General features: G+C 46.1%; 10 protein-coding genes. 9 read left to right on the top strand and 1 reads right to left on the bottom strand.

From position 1 onward, the window contains the following. Positions 1 to 230 precede the first annotated feature (230 nt). From AC1DVJ_RS00115 to AC1DVJ_RS00100, 4 genes are all read left to right on the top strand, one after another. Positions 231 to 1,550 (top strand): sugar ABC transporter substrate-binding protein, encoded by a 1,320-nt coding sequence (locus AC1DVJ_RS00115; protein WP_477587513.1) that lies wholly within the window; start codon positions 231 to 233, stop codon positions 1,548 to 1,550. Positions 1,551 to 1,644: 94 nt separating this feature from the next. Next, positions 1,645 to 2,958: a carbohydrate ABC transporter permease gene (locus AC1DVJ_RS00110; protein WP_477587512.1), complete on the top strand. Its 1,314-nt coding sequence runs from the start codon at positions 1,645 to 1,647 to the stop codon at positions 2,956 to 2,958. Then, positions 2,955 to 3,803: a sugar ABC transporter permease gene (locus AC1DVJ_RS00105; RefSeq protein ID WP_477587511.1), complete on the top strand. Its 849-nt coding sequence runs from the start codon at positions 2,955 to 2,957 to the stop codon at positions 3,801 to 3,803. Before AC1DVJ_RS00110 ends, AC1DVJ_RS00105 begins: the two co-directional genes overlap by 4 nt. Then, complete coding sequence (locus AC1DVJ_RS00100) at positions 3,800 to 5,377, top strand: alpha-amylase family glycosyl hydrolase (protein ID WP_477587510.1); 1,578 nt, start codon at positions 3,800 to 3,802, stop codon at positions 5,375 to 5,377. Before AC1DVJ_RS00105 ends, AC1DVJ_RS00100 begins: the two co-directional genes overlap by 4 nt. Positions 5,378 to 5,777: 400 nt before the next feature. Here the strand turns inward: AC1DVJ_RS00100 and AC1DVJ_RS00095 are convergent, their stop codons facing one another. Then, on the bottom strand, positions 5,778 to 7,532 hold the full coding sequence (locus AC1DVJ_RS00095) for an alpha-glycosidase (protein WP_477588039.1): 1,755 nt from the start codon (positions 7,530 to 7,532) through the stop codon (positions 5,778 to 5,780). Positions 7,533 to 7,925: 393 nt separating this feature from the next. Between AC1DVJ_RS00095 and AC1DVJ_RS00090 the strand changes: the two genes are divergently transcribed. The 5 genes from AC1DVJ_RS00090 to AC1DVJ_RS00070 all read left to right on the top strand — a co-directional run bounded on the left by AC1DVJ_RS00090 (position 7,926) and on the right by AC1DVJ_RS00070 (position 14,741). Beyond that, positions 7,926 to 8,153, top strand: a complete 228-nt coding sequence (locus tag AC1DVJ_RS00090) for a DUF7667 family protein (RefSeq protein ID WP_477587509.1) — start codon at positions 7,926 to 7,928, stop codon at positions 8,151 to 8,153. 82 nt (positions 8,154 to 8,235) lie between these two features. Further along, positions 8,236 to 11,508, top strand: a complete 3,273-nt coding sequence (locus AC1DVJ_RS00085) for a glycosyltransferase family 39 protein (RefSeq protein WP_477587508.1) — start codon at positions 8,236 to 8,238, stop codon at positions 11,506 to 11,508. A 161-nt stretch (positions 11,509 to 11,669) separates the two neighbouring features. Further along, entirely contained in the window at positions 11,670 to 12,212 is a 543-nt protein-coding gene (gene ssuE, locus AC1DVJ_RS00080; protein ID WP_477587507.1) for an NADPH-dependent FMN reductase, read from the top strand. A 131-nt stretch (positions 12,213 to 12,343) separates the two neighbouring features. After that, entirely contained in the window at positions 12,344 to 13,219 is an 876-nt protein-coding gene (locus AC1DVJ_RS00075) for a 5'-3' exonuclease (protein ID WP_477587506.1), read from the top strand. Between the two features lie 184 nt (positions 13,220 to 13,403). Further along, complete coding sequence (locus AC1DVJ_RS00070) at positions 13,404 to 14,741, top strand: ABC transporter substrate-binding protein (protein WP_477587505.1); 1,338 nt, start codon at positions 13,404 to 13,406, stop codon at positions 14,739 to 14,741. The last annotated feature ends 10 nt before the right edge of the window (positions 14,742 to 14,751 follow it).

Genomic DNA, 14,751 nt, shown 5'->3' with positions numbered 1-14,751 from the left:
TTCACAAACTAGAAGGTTTGTTGTATGATTACTCGTGAATAAAGCGCTTGCAATAAGTGAATCACACTGATCGAGCACTGATATTCGAGAAAATAGAAGTTGTAAGCCTTTTTTTTGGGAATTTGAGCAAACGATTGCACAACTTTTTGGAGTCGCTTACTTGCCGTTGAATCACCCGCAATACTACGCAAGAATCACTATTTACCTAATATGAGAGGGGTTTTACAAAAATGAAAAAATCACTATCCATGATCGCAGCAGTATCCGTTGTTGCACTATCTGTTACGGCATGTTCTTCCACACCTGAGGAAACAGCGAAGCCTTCGGCAGCTGCAGCTACAGAAGCGCCAAAGGCAACGGCAGCAGCAACAGCAGCGGCAACAACAGATACAGATTTGGGTCTTAAACCAGAAGCGGGTGCCAAACTAGTTGTATGGGATGCACCAGATCAAAAAGCATTCATTGAATCCGTTGCGAAGCAATTCGAAGCGAAATATAAAGTATCAGTTAAATTTGAAGAAGTGAACCCGCCGGATCAACCAGCTAAATTAACTGCAGACGGTCCTGCAGGTGTAGCGGCTGACGTAACCGTAATTCCACACGATAACTTAGGTAAAATGGTATCTGCAGGCTTGTATTTGCCGAATGATGTGTTCGCGGATCAAACGAAAAAAGAAAACGCGGAAGCTGCTGTTCAAGGCGCGACCTTCAATAATACACTGTTCGGTTATCCGAAATCCGTAGAGACATATGCATTGATTTATAACAAAGACTTGGTGAAGACACCTCCAAAATCATTCGATGACGTAGTAGCATTTGCTAAAACGTACAATGATCCAGGCAAAAACAAATTCGCATTCATGTTTGATATCGGAAACTTCTATTTTGACTATGCGTTCCTAGCAGGTCCTGGTGGATACGTATTCGGTAAAAATGGCACAGATAAAACGGATATCGGACTTAACAATGAGGGTGCCGTTGCTGGAGCGAAGTTCTTTGCATCTTTGAAAAAGGATGTACTGCCTGTTAAATCCGGCGATGTGACTTATGACATCAAAAAAGGTTTATTCACAAGCGGTACGCTTGCAATGGATCTTAACGGACCATGGACAATCCTTGATTACAAAAATGCAAAAATCAACATTGGTGTAGTTCCGATCCCTACAATTAATGGGAAACCAGCAGTATCCTTTGCAGGTATCAAAATTCTAGGTGTTAACGCTTATACGAAATACCCGAATGCAGCTAAACTATTCGCTCATTTTGCAACTTCCCAAGCGGCTCAATTGGAAAACTTCAAAATTTCCGGTCAACTTCCTTCTAATAAAGCAGCAGCTGAAGATGCTAGCGTGAAAAACGATGAGCTGGCTAACGGCTTCCTACAACAATTGAAAACATCCCAAGCGATGCCTTCCATTCCGGAAATGGGCAACATCTGGACACCGATGGGTGCAGCACTTGGCGACATTTGGAACGATGGTAAAGATCCTAAAGCAACACTAGACAATGCGGTTAAGCAAATTAAAGATACGAACGCGGCAACAAAATAAGAGTTTATAAAACCACTTGTATAGGTTGCGGACACCCGTCGAGGAATCGGCGGGTGATTCCATTCTAGGATAGGGAAGGAGCTGACTGTAGGAAATGGGTACTCATCGTCGCATGGCGGCCGCTTTATCTGTGATTAGTCTTGGCCTTGGGCAATTATATAATCGCCAGTATATGAAAGGACTCCTTCTACTTCTGATCGAAGTTGTAGGACTCAATTATTTTATCAAAAACCTGAGTCACGCGATTTGGGGGCTGTTTACACTCGGCAAAACCMCTACACATTTCGAAACTATTGATGGTATTGCCAAAACAGTAAAAGGGGATCATTCCATCTTCCTCATGCTGGGTGGGCTGATTACGCTGCTGCTCCTGTTCCTCTTCGCTGTCGTGTATGTGATGAACATTAAAGACGCTTACCTGACGGGAAAGAAGCGGGAAGAAGGAAAGCAGCCAGCGAACATCGCACAGTCTATCCGATATGTACTGGATAAGCGTTTTCCGGAGATTTTCCTTTCCATTCCGATCATTGGCGTTTTGTTTGTTACGATTTTGCCGATAATTTTTACGATACTCATTGCCTTTACGAATTATTCAGGTCCTGATAATCTGCCGCCTGCGAAGGTGCTGAAATGGGTCGGCTTCCGAACATTTCATGATCTGATTATGTTCAAAACATGGAGCTATTCCTTTTTCCACATCTTAGGATGGACCATTATTTGGGCGATTGTTGCAACCGTTACAACCTATATGGGTGGGGTGTTGGTAGCTTTACTCGTGAATCAAAAAGGCATTCGCCTAAAGGGCATGTGGAGAACGATTTTCATCATCCCATATGCGATTCCACAATTGGTTTCCTTATTAGTTATGAAAAATATGTTCAATGGCCAGTTCGGCCCGATCAACCAATACTTAGGTTATTTCGGCCTTGGCAAGCTTCCTTGGCTGACAGATCCCACTATGGCGAAGCTTACCGTTATTATTGTCAACATGTGGGTTGGTATTCCGGTTTCCATGATTCTAATTATGGGCGTTTTAACAGCGATTCCTAAAGATCTGTATGAAGCTGCAGAGGTGGATGGGGCATCGGCATTCCTGAAGTTCCGTCTCATCACGATGCCGTTCATTTTATTTACAACAGCGCCATTACTCATTATTCAATTTGCGGGTAACATCAATAACTTCAATGTTATTTTCCTACTGACCAAAGGAGATCCGGTTAACGGTAAATTCCAATATGGCGGTAGTACTGATTTGCTAGTGACTTGGTTGTATAAGCTAACGTTGGATCAACAGAAGTACAATATCGCGGCAGCTGTCGGGATTATCATCTTCTTTATGATTGCTTCGCTTTCCATCTGGAGCTATCGTAAAACGCGCTCATTCAAAGAGGAGGATATGATCCAATGAGTACAACTCGCAAAAAATCCAAATTCACCTTCGGACTGCTTTTAAGCTATATCGTGTTGGTTATTATCGCGATTTGTTGCATCTATCCGGCGCTTTGGGTCGTCTTAGCCTCACTCCGTCCAGGTGCCGCGCTGTATAGCCCAACATTAATTCCGAAAAGCTTAACCCTTGACCACTATCACGAGCTATTAACATCTACGCGTTTTAAATTTACAACCTGGTATTGGAATACGCTGAAAATTGCTACGTTAACGATGATCTTCTCGACGATCCTAACGACGATCAGTGGCTATTCCTTATCCAGATTCCGCTTCAAAAGTAGAAAAACGATCATGACGGGTGTACTCATTTTGAGCATGTTCCCAACGTTCATGAGCTTAACTGCTTTTTATGTCTTACTGCTACAGCTCAAATTGTTTGATAACATTTATGCGCTTGTCGCGATTTATTCCGCCGCTGGCTTGTTACAAGCTTTTGTGGTGAAGGGCTTCTTCGATACGATTCCGCGGAGCTTGGAAGAATCAGCACGCATCGACGGTGCATCGAATTTGCAAATTTTCATAAGAATCATGCTGCCGCTATCTAGACCGATGCTAACGTATGTCGCATTAATGTCCTTTACATCTGCTTGGGTCGATTTTATTTTGGCAAAAGTGGTACTGCGCTCCAAAGATCATTGGTCCGTCGCTGTGGGCTTGTTCGACTTGGTTGATAAAGAACAGAGCAGTAACTTTGCCTTATTTGCGACAGGGTCAGTCTTAATTGCCTTGCCGATTACGATTCTATTCGTATTCCTACAGCGTTTCCTCGTTGACGGCTTAACGGCAGGAGCATCTAAAGGATGAAGAGTTTCACTAAGCTGATGCTGATTCGCTTTGGCGTGCTAGTGCTGGCTTGTACGCTGCTGGTGGCAGGATGCTCCAAAGAGACTGCGAACGAAAGCAGTGGGGGCAACCACGGCGTATTTTACGAGATTTTTGTTCGCTCTTTTCAAGATTCGAATGGCGATGGCGTCGGTGACCTGAATGGGGTTACGTCCAAGCTGGACTATTTAAAGGATCTGGGGATCAAAGGGATTTGGCTAACGCCGATCATGACTTCACCTAGCTATCACGGCTATGATGTGAAGGATTATTATCAGGTTAATCCTGAGTTTGGTTCTTTAGCAGATTTTCAGGCATTAACCAAAGAGGCGCATAAGCGCGGCATAAAGGTTATTATGGATTTGGTCGTTAACCATACCAGCTCTGAGAATCCCTGGTTTATCGAAGCGGCAAAGGATAAGAACAGTCCTTTCCGTAGCTGGTATACGTGGGCGGAGGATCAGGGCAGACCTGCTGCAGGTCAAAGTGCTGCTGGCGATAAAGCTTGGCATGTTAAAAATGGCAGCCACTACCTCGGCATTTTCTGGGAAGGCATGCCGGATTTGAACTTTGACAATGCGGCTGTTCGCAAGGAAATGATCAAGGTCGGCCAATTCTGGCTGGGGCAAGGTGCTGATGGCTTCCGTTTAGACGCTGCGAAGCATGTCTATGAAGATTTCACAGACTCCAAGAAAGATCCACAGACTGCCTTGAAAAATGTAGCTTGGTGGAAAGAATTCCGAGCGGGTCTGCGGGAAGTGAATGAGAATGCCTATCTGGTCGGGGAGATTTGGGATAGTATTGCCGTCATTGCACCTTATTTGAACAATGCCCTCGATGCAGGCTTTAACTTTGATTTGGCTAAAACGCTGATTAGCTCGGCCAATACGGAGACCGCAGGGAACATTGCGTTTACCCTTGAACGGGCATATGGTTTATATGAGAAAAGCTCCGGTGGGAAATTCATAGATGCGCCATTCCTGTCCAATCATGATCAGACACGGGTCATGAGTGCTCTGCAAGGCAATGTGGACCATGCGAAAATGGCGGCAGCCCTGCTGCTCACCATGCCAGGAAACCCATTCCTCTATTATGGTGAGGAAATTGGTATGATTGGCATGAAGCCAGACGAGTACTTACGTGAGCCCATGCATTGGACCGCTGCCGGCGGTGCAGGTCAAACGACATGGGAAGCTCCGCGTTACAATAAAGAAGGAGCACCTAATGTAGCTGATCAGCTCAAGGATGCGAACTCGCTGCTGAACCAGTATAAGAAGCTGATTCAATGGCGAAATGACGAGCCTGCGCTACAAGGCGGGAAGATCACCGAGTTTAAGGCGAGTAATGAGCACATTGCAGCTTATGTCAGAGGGGAAGCCAAGGAGGCGCTCCTTGTTGTTCATAATCTCTCGGGGCAGGAGCAGGTGCTGGACCTCAGTGAGGAGCAAATGAATACCGGTTTCACCAAGGTGAAACGGTTTACGAGTAAGGGTTGGAAGATGGAAGGGAATAAGCTGGTTGTGCCTGCTTATTCGAGTTTGATATTGAAGCGGTAGAATGGGAACTCCCAAGGAAACCGCAAACCGCAAACCGCAAACCGCAAACCGCAAACCGCAAACCGCAAACCGCAAACCCCCTACGAATACACTTAACAGTGTGCCGAAGGGGGTTTTTGTGTGAATGTGGAAGGTGCTTCTGCGGTGATCCAGCTGCTGTAAGCGTGTTTTTCATCGTTACAGCTGAGTGGCAAGGTGTTTCTAGGGTGATCGAACTGCTGTAAGCGTGTTTTTCACTGTTACAGCAGAGTGGCAAGGAGTTTCTGCGGTGATCCAGCTGCTGTAAGCGTGTTTTTCACTGTTACAGTAGAGTGGCAAGGTGTTTCTGCGGTGATCGAACAGCTGTAAGCGTGTTTTTCATCGTTACAGCTGAGTGAGTAGGTGTTTCAGCGGTGATCAGCTACTCCGCGCGCAGCACGGCGTAGCCGTACGCCGGCAGCTGCAGGCGCAGCTTGCCGCCGGCGGGCTCCGCCACGGCGTCGCCCGCGAGCGCATCGCGCCAGCGGCGCTCGCCCGAGGCCTTGACGCTCAGCTGCGCCGAGCGTCGGCCCGCGTTAACGAAGATGAGCAGATGCTCACCATCTTCGTTAACGCGCTCGAACACAAGCCGCGCATCGCCCGGCTTGGCGTGCAGGAAGCGCAATGCGCCGGTGCGCAGCGCTTCTGAACTGCGCCGCAGGGCGATGAGCCTGCGGTAGAACTCGAACAGGTCGCGGTCCTGCAAGGACGCGTCCCATTCCATGCAGCGGCGGCAATCGGGGTCGACGCCGCCGCTAAGCCCTACCTCGTCGCCGTAGTAAATACACGGCGTCCCAGGGAAAGTGAACTGAAGCAGCGCGGCCAGCTTCATCCGGCGCTTATCCTCGCCGCACTGCGTGAGCAGGCGGGGGGTATCATGGCTGTCCAGCAGGTTGAACGCAGCTTCGTTAGCTTGCTGCGGATAACTGGCCAGCTGAGCGCCAATCGCATTGGCGAAGCCGTATGCGTCTAATTTACCTGTGGTCACGAAGTCGAGCACCGCGGTTGTGAAAGGATAGTTCATGACCGCGTCAAACTGATCGCCTTGCAGCCACATCATCGAATCGTGCCAGATTTCACCAAGGATATAAGCATCGGGATTGATGAGCTTCACCTTGTCGTGGAATTGACGCCAGAAGTGATGGTCAACTTCATTGGCAACATCTAGGCGCCAGCCGTCGATGCCGATTTCTTTTACCCAGAATTCAGCGACCTCTAGCAAGTAGGCTTTGACCTCTTCGTTCTCTGTATTGAGCTTGGGCATAATCGGCTCAAACGCAAACGTCTCATACGTAGGGATTCCATCATCATCGACACGAAGCGGCCATTCCTTCACATGGAACCAGTCCGCATAGGGAGAGTCAGCTCCCTTTTCAATCACATCGACGAACGGTGGGAAGGTACGCCCGCAGTGATTAAATACGGCATCAAGCAGGACGCGGATTCCGTGAAGATGGCAGGCTTCGATTAGTGCTTTTAAGGTCTCGTTGGTTCCGAACTGAGGATCCACTTTCATATAATCTCGTGTATCATACTTATGATTCGTCGTCGCTTCGAACACGGGTGTGAAATAAAGCGCATTAATCCCCAGCTCTGTTAAGTGATCGAGGTGCTGATGCACACCTAACAAATCTCCACCAAAAAAATTCGATGGAGTAGGCTTACCGCCCCAAGGCTCAACACCTACTGGATCCAAGCTTGCATCGCCATTAGCAAATCGTTCCGGGAAAATCTGATAAAACACGGCATCCTTCACCCAAGCCGGCGGTTTAAGAATGTCTGCAGGGTTAAGGAAAGGATACTCAAACATCCCGTTTGAATCCTTCGGTTCTTTTGGAAAAAAGCCCTGCTCCGTTAACCAGAGCTTCTCCTTCCCATTTTGCAGCTTAAAACCATAACGCAAGCGCCGATAAGGCGGCTGAATGGCTGCTTCCCAATAGTCAAATAGCGCGTCACTTGTTAGAATACGCATGTCAAAATAATCGGAGGTACGCTCCCAAGCATATTTGTCCCCGGCATACACATAAACCTTTTTCACATCATCACGTTTCGTACGAATTCTTATATGAACGGTTTTCTCGTCATAGGCATACGACCAGTTCAATTTCGGGCGGTGATAGACCGCTTCAATGACCATTGACATCTAATAAGCCCCCTCTGGGTAATTGTGAGAAAACCTCTATCGAGGCCATTCAATGATGAGCGACCGCGTTTAGATGTAGGTTTTATCGCCAATAAGAAAGACGTTTTCGGGAACCGAAAACTTATTCTTTCTTATGTGGTAAAAGTAAACGCAAAAAACAGGTACTGACCCCCATTCGAAAAATTCGAATCCGAGGTTGTACCTGTTAGGTAGCATTGCCTTTATATTACTTTAATTATAAGAAAATTAACGCACATGGTCTAGAACTTTTTCTTGAAGCTCTAGAACTTTTTCCTGTGGGGTCTCGCACTTTTCTTGTTTCGAGTCCCTTGACTTTGTCAATACTACGTAATGAAAGCGACTACACGGAGCAGGGGGCTAAGAACCATGTTAGCCGTTCATCAACGTATGGCGGAATTATGGACACTACGTAGAGGCCGAGAGCTAACTCGAGGCGAGCAAGAGGAATTAATGCTGTGCATGGAAGCTAACGCGACCTATGTTTGGAACCGATTAAAACTAGAAAATCTATCGCTCTGCGCCTCTCTAACAGGGGATTATGACTGGTTGCATGACATTTGTGAGCGCATCGAAAAGATGGAACCAAAGCACTGACCTTAGCGTCGGTGCTTTTTTCCTTTTCTGCAAGAGTGTGGACAGGTATAATGAGGATAGTTCAAAGCTAAGGAGATGTCACATGGTCACCTGGTTCAAGCAACGGGGATTAGCTCCCTATACATTCTTTCTATTAGGTTTGCTTCTTTTGATTGGCCTCATACTTAGACTTATTTTGGCCCCTGCGTGGGTAGGTTATGATACGGACGTGCGAACGTTCATGGCGTGGGCAGATCGCGCCTATACGGTAGGTTTGAAGGACTTATATACGAATGCCAAAGAATATTTTCTGGATTATCCGCCTGGCTACATGTATGTCCTATACGTTGTGGGTTTTTTGCATCATAAGTTATCTATTCCATGGGAGAGTGGGAGTTCATTAATCATCCTTAAGCTACCCGCAATCCTTGCGGATCTCGGAACCGTTTATTTGCTGTTTCGCCTTGCGATCAGCAAACGAGAAGGGGCACGCAACTGGATTCAAGCGCTGTGGATTGCTGCCCTATTTGCCTTCAACCCTGCCATTTGGGCGAATTCCGCGGTATGGGGACAGGTGGATTCTTTTTTTATGCTGTTTATTGTTGCAACATTGTTAATGCAGATGAAGGGCAAGCTGCCTCAAGCCGCATTTTTTATCGCTCTTGCGCTATTACTTAAACCTCAGGCGCTGCTGTTTGGTATCTTCCTATTAATCGATGTCATACGTGCACGTAATACGATGGTTTGGTTGCTTAGCGTTTTGACTGGTGTGGCCACAATGGCCGTTCTTTCACTTCCTTTTGCCGTGGGCAGAGGCTATGGTTGGATGATCGAATTGTATTCGGGTACGTTAGCTTCCTATCCGTATGCGTCACTGAATGCGTTTAATCTGTTCTCACTCTTAGGCGGGAACTTCATTGATATCAACACCGGCTTTTGGCATATATCCTATAAATGGATTGGGCTTGTCTTGATGGTACTGTCCATCCTGTACGTCTGTTTCTTGTATTGGATGGGTAAGAATCGGCGTGGTGCAGTCTTATATATCTCTTTCCTCTTTATCACAGCCATGTTTATGTGTATGACCAAAATGCACGAACGCTATTTACACTACGGCTTACTGCTAGTCTTAACAAGCTTCATTTATATAAAGGATCGCCGGATTCTATGGCTTTTTATCGGCTTCAGCATCACGCATTTTATCAATATTGGCGATGTACTCTTACGGAGCTTTCATCAGGACTATCACATTCCGCGGTATAATCCTTTGATGCTGACGGTATCGGCGATCAATGTTATGATGTTTGTCTATGCATGTATATTGGGATGGAGGCTTTTCGTGAAATCAGATCAAGATGGGATTGCGGAGGAGACATTACCTCTAGCTGCAGACAAGCATGAAGTGCTTCCGGTGGAAGCTGAACCCCAGGTAAAATCAACAAATATTAGAGAGACCTCTCTTTGGAAGTCGGTTTTCAATCGGAAGGAGGATCATATAGAAAGAAGCAAACGCGGGCGCTTCTTCTCGCGTAAGGATGCCATCTATTTAGGCGCTCTTGTGGTGGTTTATACGATCATTGCGCTGTTCCACCTTGGTGGACATAAGGACCCGACGACATTCTGGCAGCCAACGAACGCAGGGGAGACGGTCATTGCTGATCTAGGAGCCCAGCATCAAATCACACGCATTAACAGCTTTGCTGGTGTCGGGGAAGGTGCTTATTCGTACTGGTTTTCAAAAGATGGCGAGCAGTGGCAAGATGCCACGGCGGTTAAATCTGACCATACGAAGGTGTTCACTTGGCACACCGTTGAAGCGAATAAAGAAGCGCGGTATGTGAAGATTGTGATCGACGCGCAAGAGAGTGCCAAGCTGCATCTTCATGAAATCGGGATATTCGGAGATGGGGGTACGACGCCTTTACCGATTGTCAGTGTGAAGGAACAAGATGTCAATGCCTCCGACCAAGGTAAAACTGCTCATTTATTTGATGAGGCAAGTGTCGTTCCTTTTACACCTACCTATATGAATGGCACGTATTTCGATGAGATTTATCATGCTAGAACGGCTTATGAGCATCTTCACAAGATCGAGCCTTATGAAAGCACGCACCCACCTCTGGGCAAAATACTTATTTCCATCGGTATTTACGTGTTCGGTTTAAATCCGTTTGGATGGCGTATCATCGGTACATTATTCGGTGTTGGTATGATTCCTATTATGTATGTGTTCGCGAAGCGGATGTTTGGCCGTTCCGAATATGCCCTTATTGCTGCCTTCTTACTTAGCTTTGATTTCATGCACTTTGCTCAAACGAGAATTTCCACGATTGATGTGTATGGTGTATTTTTCATCATGCTCATGTTCTATTTCATGTATCGTTATACAACCTTGAGCTTCTTCAGAGAGAAACTCTGGGCGACGTTAATTCCACTAGGGCTTTCAGGTCTGTTCTTCGGTATCGGTGCTGCTTCCAAATGGATCGTGATTTACGGCGGTGCAGGCTTGGCCGTGCTTTTATTAATCGCGTTATGGGAGCGGTACAGAGAGTATCAATTTGCCAAGCGATTACTGCGCGAGAACAGGCAAGACGAGCCTGCGAGTGAAACGGAAGCAGAAGCGGTATCTGAAGATACAATCGACGTACAAGAGGAAAGCATCCAGCTTTCCGCAGACGAAATCACCTTACTCCAACGTGTGCAGAAACGTTTTGTCACAAATACACTGCTCACCTTACTCTGGTGCGTACTCATGTTTGTCATCGTGCCGCTCGGTGTCTATACGCTCTCTTATATCCCTTTCCTAATGGTTCCAGGTCCAGGCCATGAGCTGAAGGATATTGTGAGCTACCAGGTTCATATGTACAAATACCATAAGGATTTAGTCGCAACCCATCCGTTCTCGTCACCTTGGTGGGAATGGCCGATGATGCTGCGTCCGATCTGGTATTACCAAGCGAAGCTTATGCCGCAGGGCACGCTCTCGAGCATCGTTTCCTTCGGTAATCCACTCGTGTGGTGGCCAGGCTTTATTGCAGTGCTGATGTCCTTCTACATCGCGATTAAGCGTAAAGATAAATTGCTGCGAATGCTGCTGATTGCTTACTGTTCTCAGTATTTACCGTGGATGTTGGTTCCAAGACTTACGTTTATTTATCACTATTTTGCGATGGTACCGTTCCTAGTCTTGATCTTAACCTATTACATCAAAGACTATTTGGAGCAGGGTCCTCTGCACAAAAGAAGATGGGTATTCGGCTACTTAGTTGCCGTCTTCGTCCTGTTCGCACTGTTCTACCCAATTCTATCAGGCATGATGATTCCTTCTAGATACTCGTTCTTTTTACGGTGGATGCCGGGTTGGAATTTCTTTTAAGTCTAACGCATTGACGTCCCAATTCAGCCATGTTATTATAATCCCAAGTGAATTACTATGAATTAAAAAAGTCGACCGAACAAAGGAGACTCCCACTTTGTATTGTGCAAAGGTAGCGGAGTCTCATTTGTTTAACAAATTGCAAATGGAGAGTGAATCAAATGGCTAAAGTCGTGATTATTTCAGGAAGTCCAACTCCAACCTCTCGCTTACATGGTGTGATCGAAGTTGCCAAAAGTGAACTTCTACAAGCTGGTTTGGAAGTAGAGTGGATTAAGGTGCGCGACCTTCCTGCAGAGGATTTGTTATATGCCAAGTTTGACAGTGAAGCGATTGTGAATGCAAGCAAGCTGGTAGCTGAAGCTGACGCTGTTTTCGTAGCTACGCCAGTCTACAAAGCTTCTTACACAGGTGTGTTGAAAGCATTCCTCGATCTGTTGCCGCAAAAAGGGCTCGAGCGTAAAATCGTACTTCCACTTGCGGTTGGAGGAACCTACGCACACTTGCTGGCGATCGATTACGCGCTCAAGCCGGTATTGTCTGTGTTAGGCGCACAGAACATTTTACAAGGCGTATATGTACTTGATAAACAAGTGACATGGGGCGAGCAGGGACAAGCGATTCTGGATGATGAAATCTCCGCGCGTTTGAACGAATCCATCACGGAATTCATTCAGGAAATTAAATGGCATACGAGCCGCTAAACACATCGTACATACAAGCCCGTCATTGGTAACTTTTACTGATGGCGGGTTTTTGCGTGTCGGGAACACATGTCCCGTGCTATACTACTCGTAACGAATTCATATTTTCATAGGAATGGGAGCAATCATAAATGTCATCAAAATCATCTGAAACTGTGCTGCTCGTTGACGGCATGGCCTTATTATTTCGCGGTTTCTACGCTACTTCATCTAGCGGTTACATCATGAGAACCGATAAAGGTGTGCCGATTAACGGTGTATACGGATTTCTGAAATATTTGCTAGATGCGATCGGCGCCTTCAAGCCGACTCACGTCGTGTGCTGTTGGGATATGGGTAGCAAGACCTTCCGTACGGAGAAGTTCGAAGCCTACAAAGCGAATCGCGGACCTGCTCCAGAGGAGTTAATCCCACAATTTGATTTGGTCAAAGACGTGACAGCCAGCTTTAACATTCCGAATGTAGGCGTAGTTGGCTATGAAGCCGATGATTGTATCGGTACTTTGGCTCGTACATACAGCCCTCACACGAAAGTGCAAATCTTAACCGGGGATCATGATATGCTCCAGCTTGTGGATGAGAACACCGAAGTTATTATTATGAAGAAAGGGCAATCCAACTACATGGTGTATACGCTAGATACACTCATGGAAGAGAAGAGTCTGACTCCAGCTCAAATCATTGATCTTAAGGGATTAACGGGAGATACGGCGGATAATTACCCTGGGGTCAAAGGGATTGGGGAGAAGACAGCGACGAAGCTGCTAAATGAGTACCAGAACATCGCGGGTATCCTAGAAAACTTAGCTGCACTTCCGAAAGGCGTACGTGCTAAGATCGAGGCTGAGCTAGATATGCTTCATCTATCGCTTGATCTAGCGACGATTCGTTTGGATGCGCCAGTCGCTTGTGCACTTGAAGATTGCGAGTGGGCGATGGAGCGGGAGAAGGTTATTAGCAAGTTCGAGGAATTAGAGTACAAAGGATTAATGAGATTGATCGGATAACGCATCATTTAAGGGACAGTGCCTACTCGTAGGTACTGTCTTTTCTATTTCCACACGTTAAGTTGGAACTGAAAATTGAACAAAGAAAACGGTTTTTTGCATTACCAAATGTTAGTAGATATCAGATAATAGCTTTGTAAGCGATTACGGTTTCTGAAATGTACGTACAAAGGGGAGAAAAACCATGAAAAAGGCAATTGTCACATTAATGTCATTATCCATGATTTTCACTGCAACCGCTTGTTCTTCAGGTACTTCTAGTAACCAAAGTGGAGGAGCTACAACAGCGCCAACAACAACGACTCCTAGTGCAACAGTTAACGCGAGTAAGGAACCAGTCAAGCTTCGTATGGCATGGTGGGGTGGTCAAGCGCGCCACGATTATACGCTTAAAATCATTGAAATGTACGAGAAAGCACATCCGAATGTTGACATTGAGGCTGAATATGCTGCTTTTGATGATTATTGGAAAAAGCTAGCTCCGCAGGCTGCTGCGAACCAACTTCCAGATATTATCCAAATGGACATTTCGTATTTGACGCAATACGGTGGAAGAAATCAATTGGCGGATATGACACCATTTACGAAGAGTAAAATTCTTAATGTGGACGACGTGAGTCCAAATGCCTTATCAGGTGGTCAAGTGGGCAGTAAGCTCGTTGCTATGAACATAGGGGTTAATGCACTGACCAGCGTCATGGACTTCGAGATGCTGAAAAAAGCAGGTATTACACCTCCTGAGAAGACCTGGACCTGGAGTGACATGGATGCGATTACTGCCAAAGCGAAAGCTGCGGGCAAAATCACGGGCGGCTTCCGTGATGACGTTTTCTTCCCGTATTACCTGCGTACACTAGGTCAAAAAATGTATAACGCGGAAGGCACTGCCCTTGGTTATACCGACGATAAGCTGTTTGTTGATTATTTCACTCGCTCTCAGAAATATTACGACGCTGGAAGCGTGCTGGCGCTTGATAAAGCTGCACAAAAGAAAGGTACACCGGAAGATGACGAGTTGACATTGGGGAATTCCATTTCCTCCAATGGTTGGTCTAATCAATTCATTGGTCTAGCAACAGCATCTAAACGTGAGCTTGTCCTGCAGCCAATGCCAGGTCCAGATGCGAACAAAGGTTTATTCTTGAAACCAAGTATGTACTGGTCCATCTCAAGCAGTTCCAAAGTACAAGAAGAAGCTGCTAAATTTATTGATTTCTGGATCAATGATATTGAAGCGAACAAAATCATTAAAGGCGAGCGCGGAGTGCCAGTAGCATCCAAAGTGAAAGAAGCTTTGAAACCGTTGTTAAGCCCGAATGAAATTAAAGTATTTGACTATGTCGCATGGGCTGAGAAAAACAGTGCTCCAATGGATCCTCCGAACCCAGTTGGTTCCATCGAAATCGAGAAGCTGCTTAAAGATACAGCTGAGAAAATAATGTACAAGAAAATTACGGTTCAAGAAGCGGCTGTATCCTTCCGTAAAGACGCAACAGCTATTTTGGACAAAAACAAAAAGTAATAGAAAGCTT

Source organism: Paenibacillus sp. P4_A9 (assembly GCF_056402415.1).
Note: the sequence above shows the minus strand (reverse complement) of the source record. Positions and strands in the feature narration are given on the sequence as shown.

Excerpts from the sequence above, each read along its gene's own strand:
- AC1DVJ_RS00115 (WP_477587513.1), top strand. The coding sequence starts at position 231 with ATGAAAAAATCACTATCCATGATCGCAGCAGTATCCGTTGTTGCACTA.
- AC1DVJ_RS00105 (WP_477587511.1), top strand. The coding sequence starts at position 2,955 with ATGAGTACAACTCGCAAAAAATCCAAATTCACCTTCGGACTGCTTTTA.
- AC1DVJ_RS00100 (WP_477587510.1), top strand. The coding sequence starts at position 3,800 with ATGAAGAGTTTCACTAAGCTGATGCTGATTCGCTTTGGCGTGCTAGTG.
- AC1DVJ_RS00095 (WP_477588039.1), bottom strand. The coding sequence starts at position 7,532 with ATGGTCATTGAAGCGGTCTATCACCGCCCGAAATTGAACTGGTCGTAT.
- AC1DVJ_RS00090 (WP_477587509.1), top strand. The coding sequence starts at position 7,926 with ATGTTAGCCGTTCATCAACGTATGGCGGAATTATGGACACTACGTAGA.
- AC1DVJ_RS00085 (WP_477587508.1), top strand. The coding sequence starts at position 8,236 with ATGGTCACCTGGTTCAAGCAACGGGGATTAGCTCCCTATACATTCTTT.
- ssuE (WP_477587507.1), top strand. The coding sequence starts at position 11,670 with ATGGCTAAAGTCGTGATTATTTCAGGAAGTCCAACTCCAACCTCTCGC.
- AC1DVJ_RS00075 (WP_477587506.1), top strand. The coding sequence starts at position 12,344 with ATGTCATCAAAATCATCTGAAACTGTGCTGCTCGTTGACGGCATGGCC.
- AC1DVJ_RS00070 (WP_477587505.1), top strand. The coding sequence starts at position 13,404 with ATGAAAAAGGCAATTGTCACATTAATGTCATTATCCATGATTTTCACT.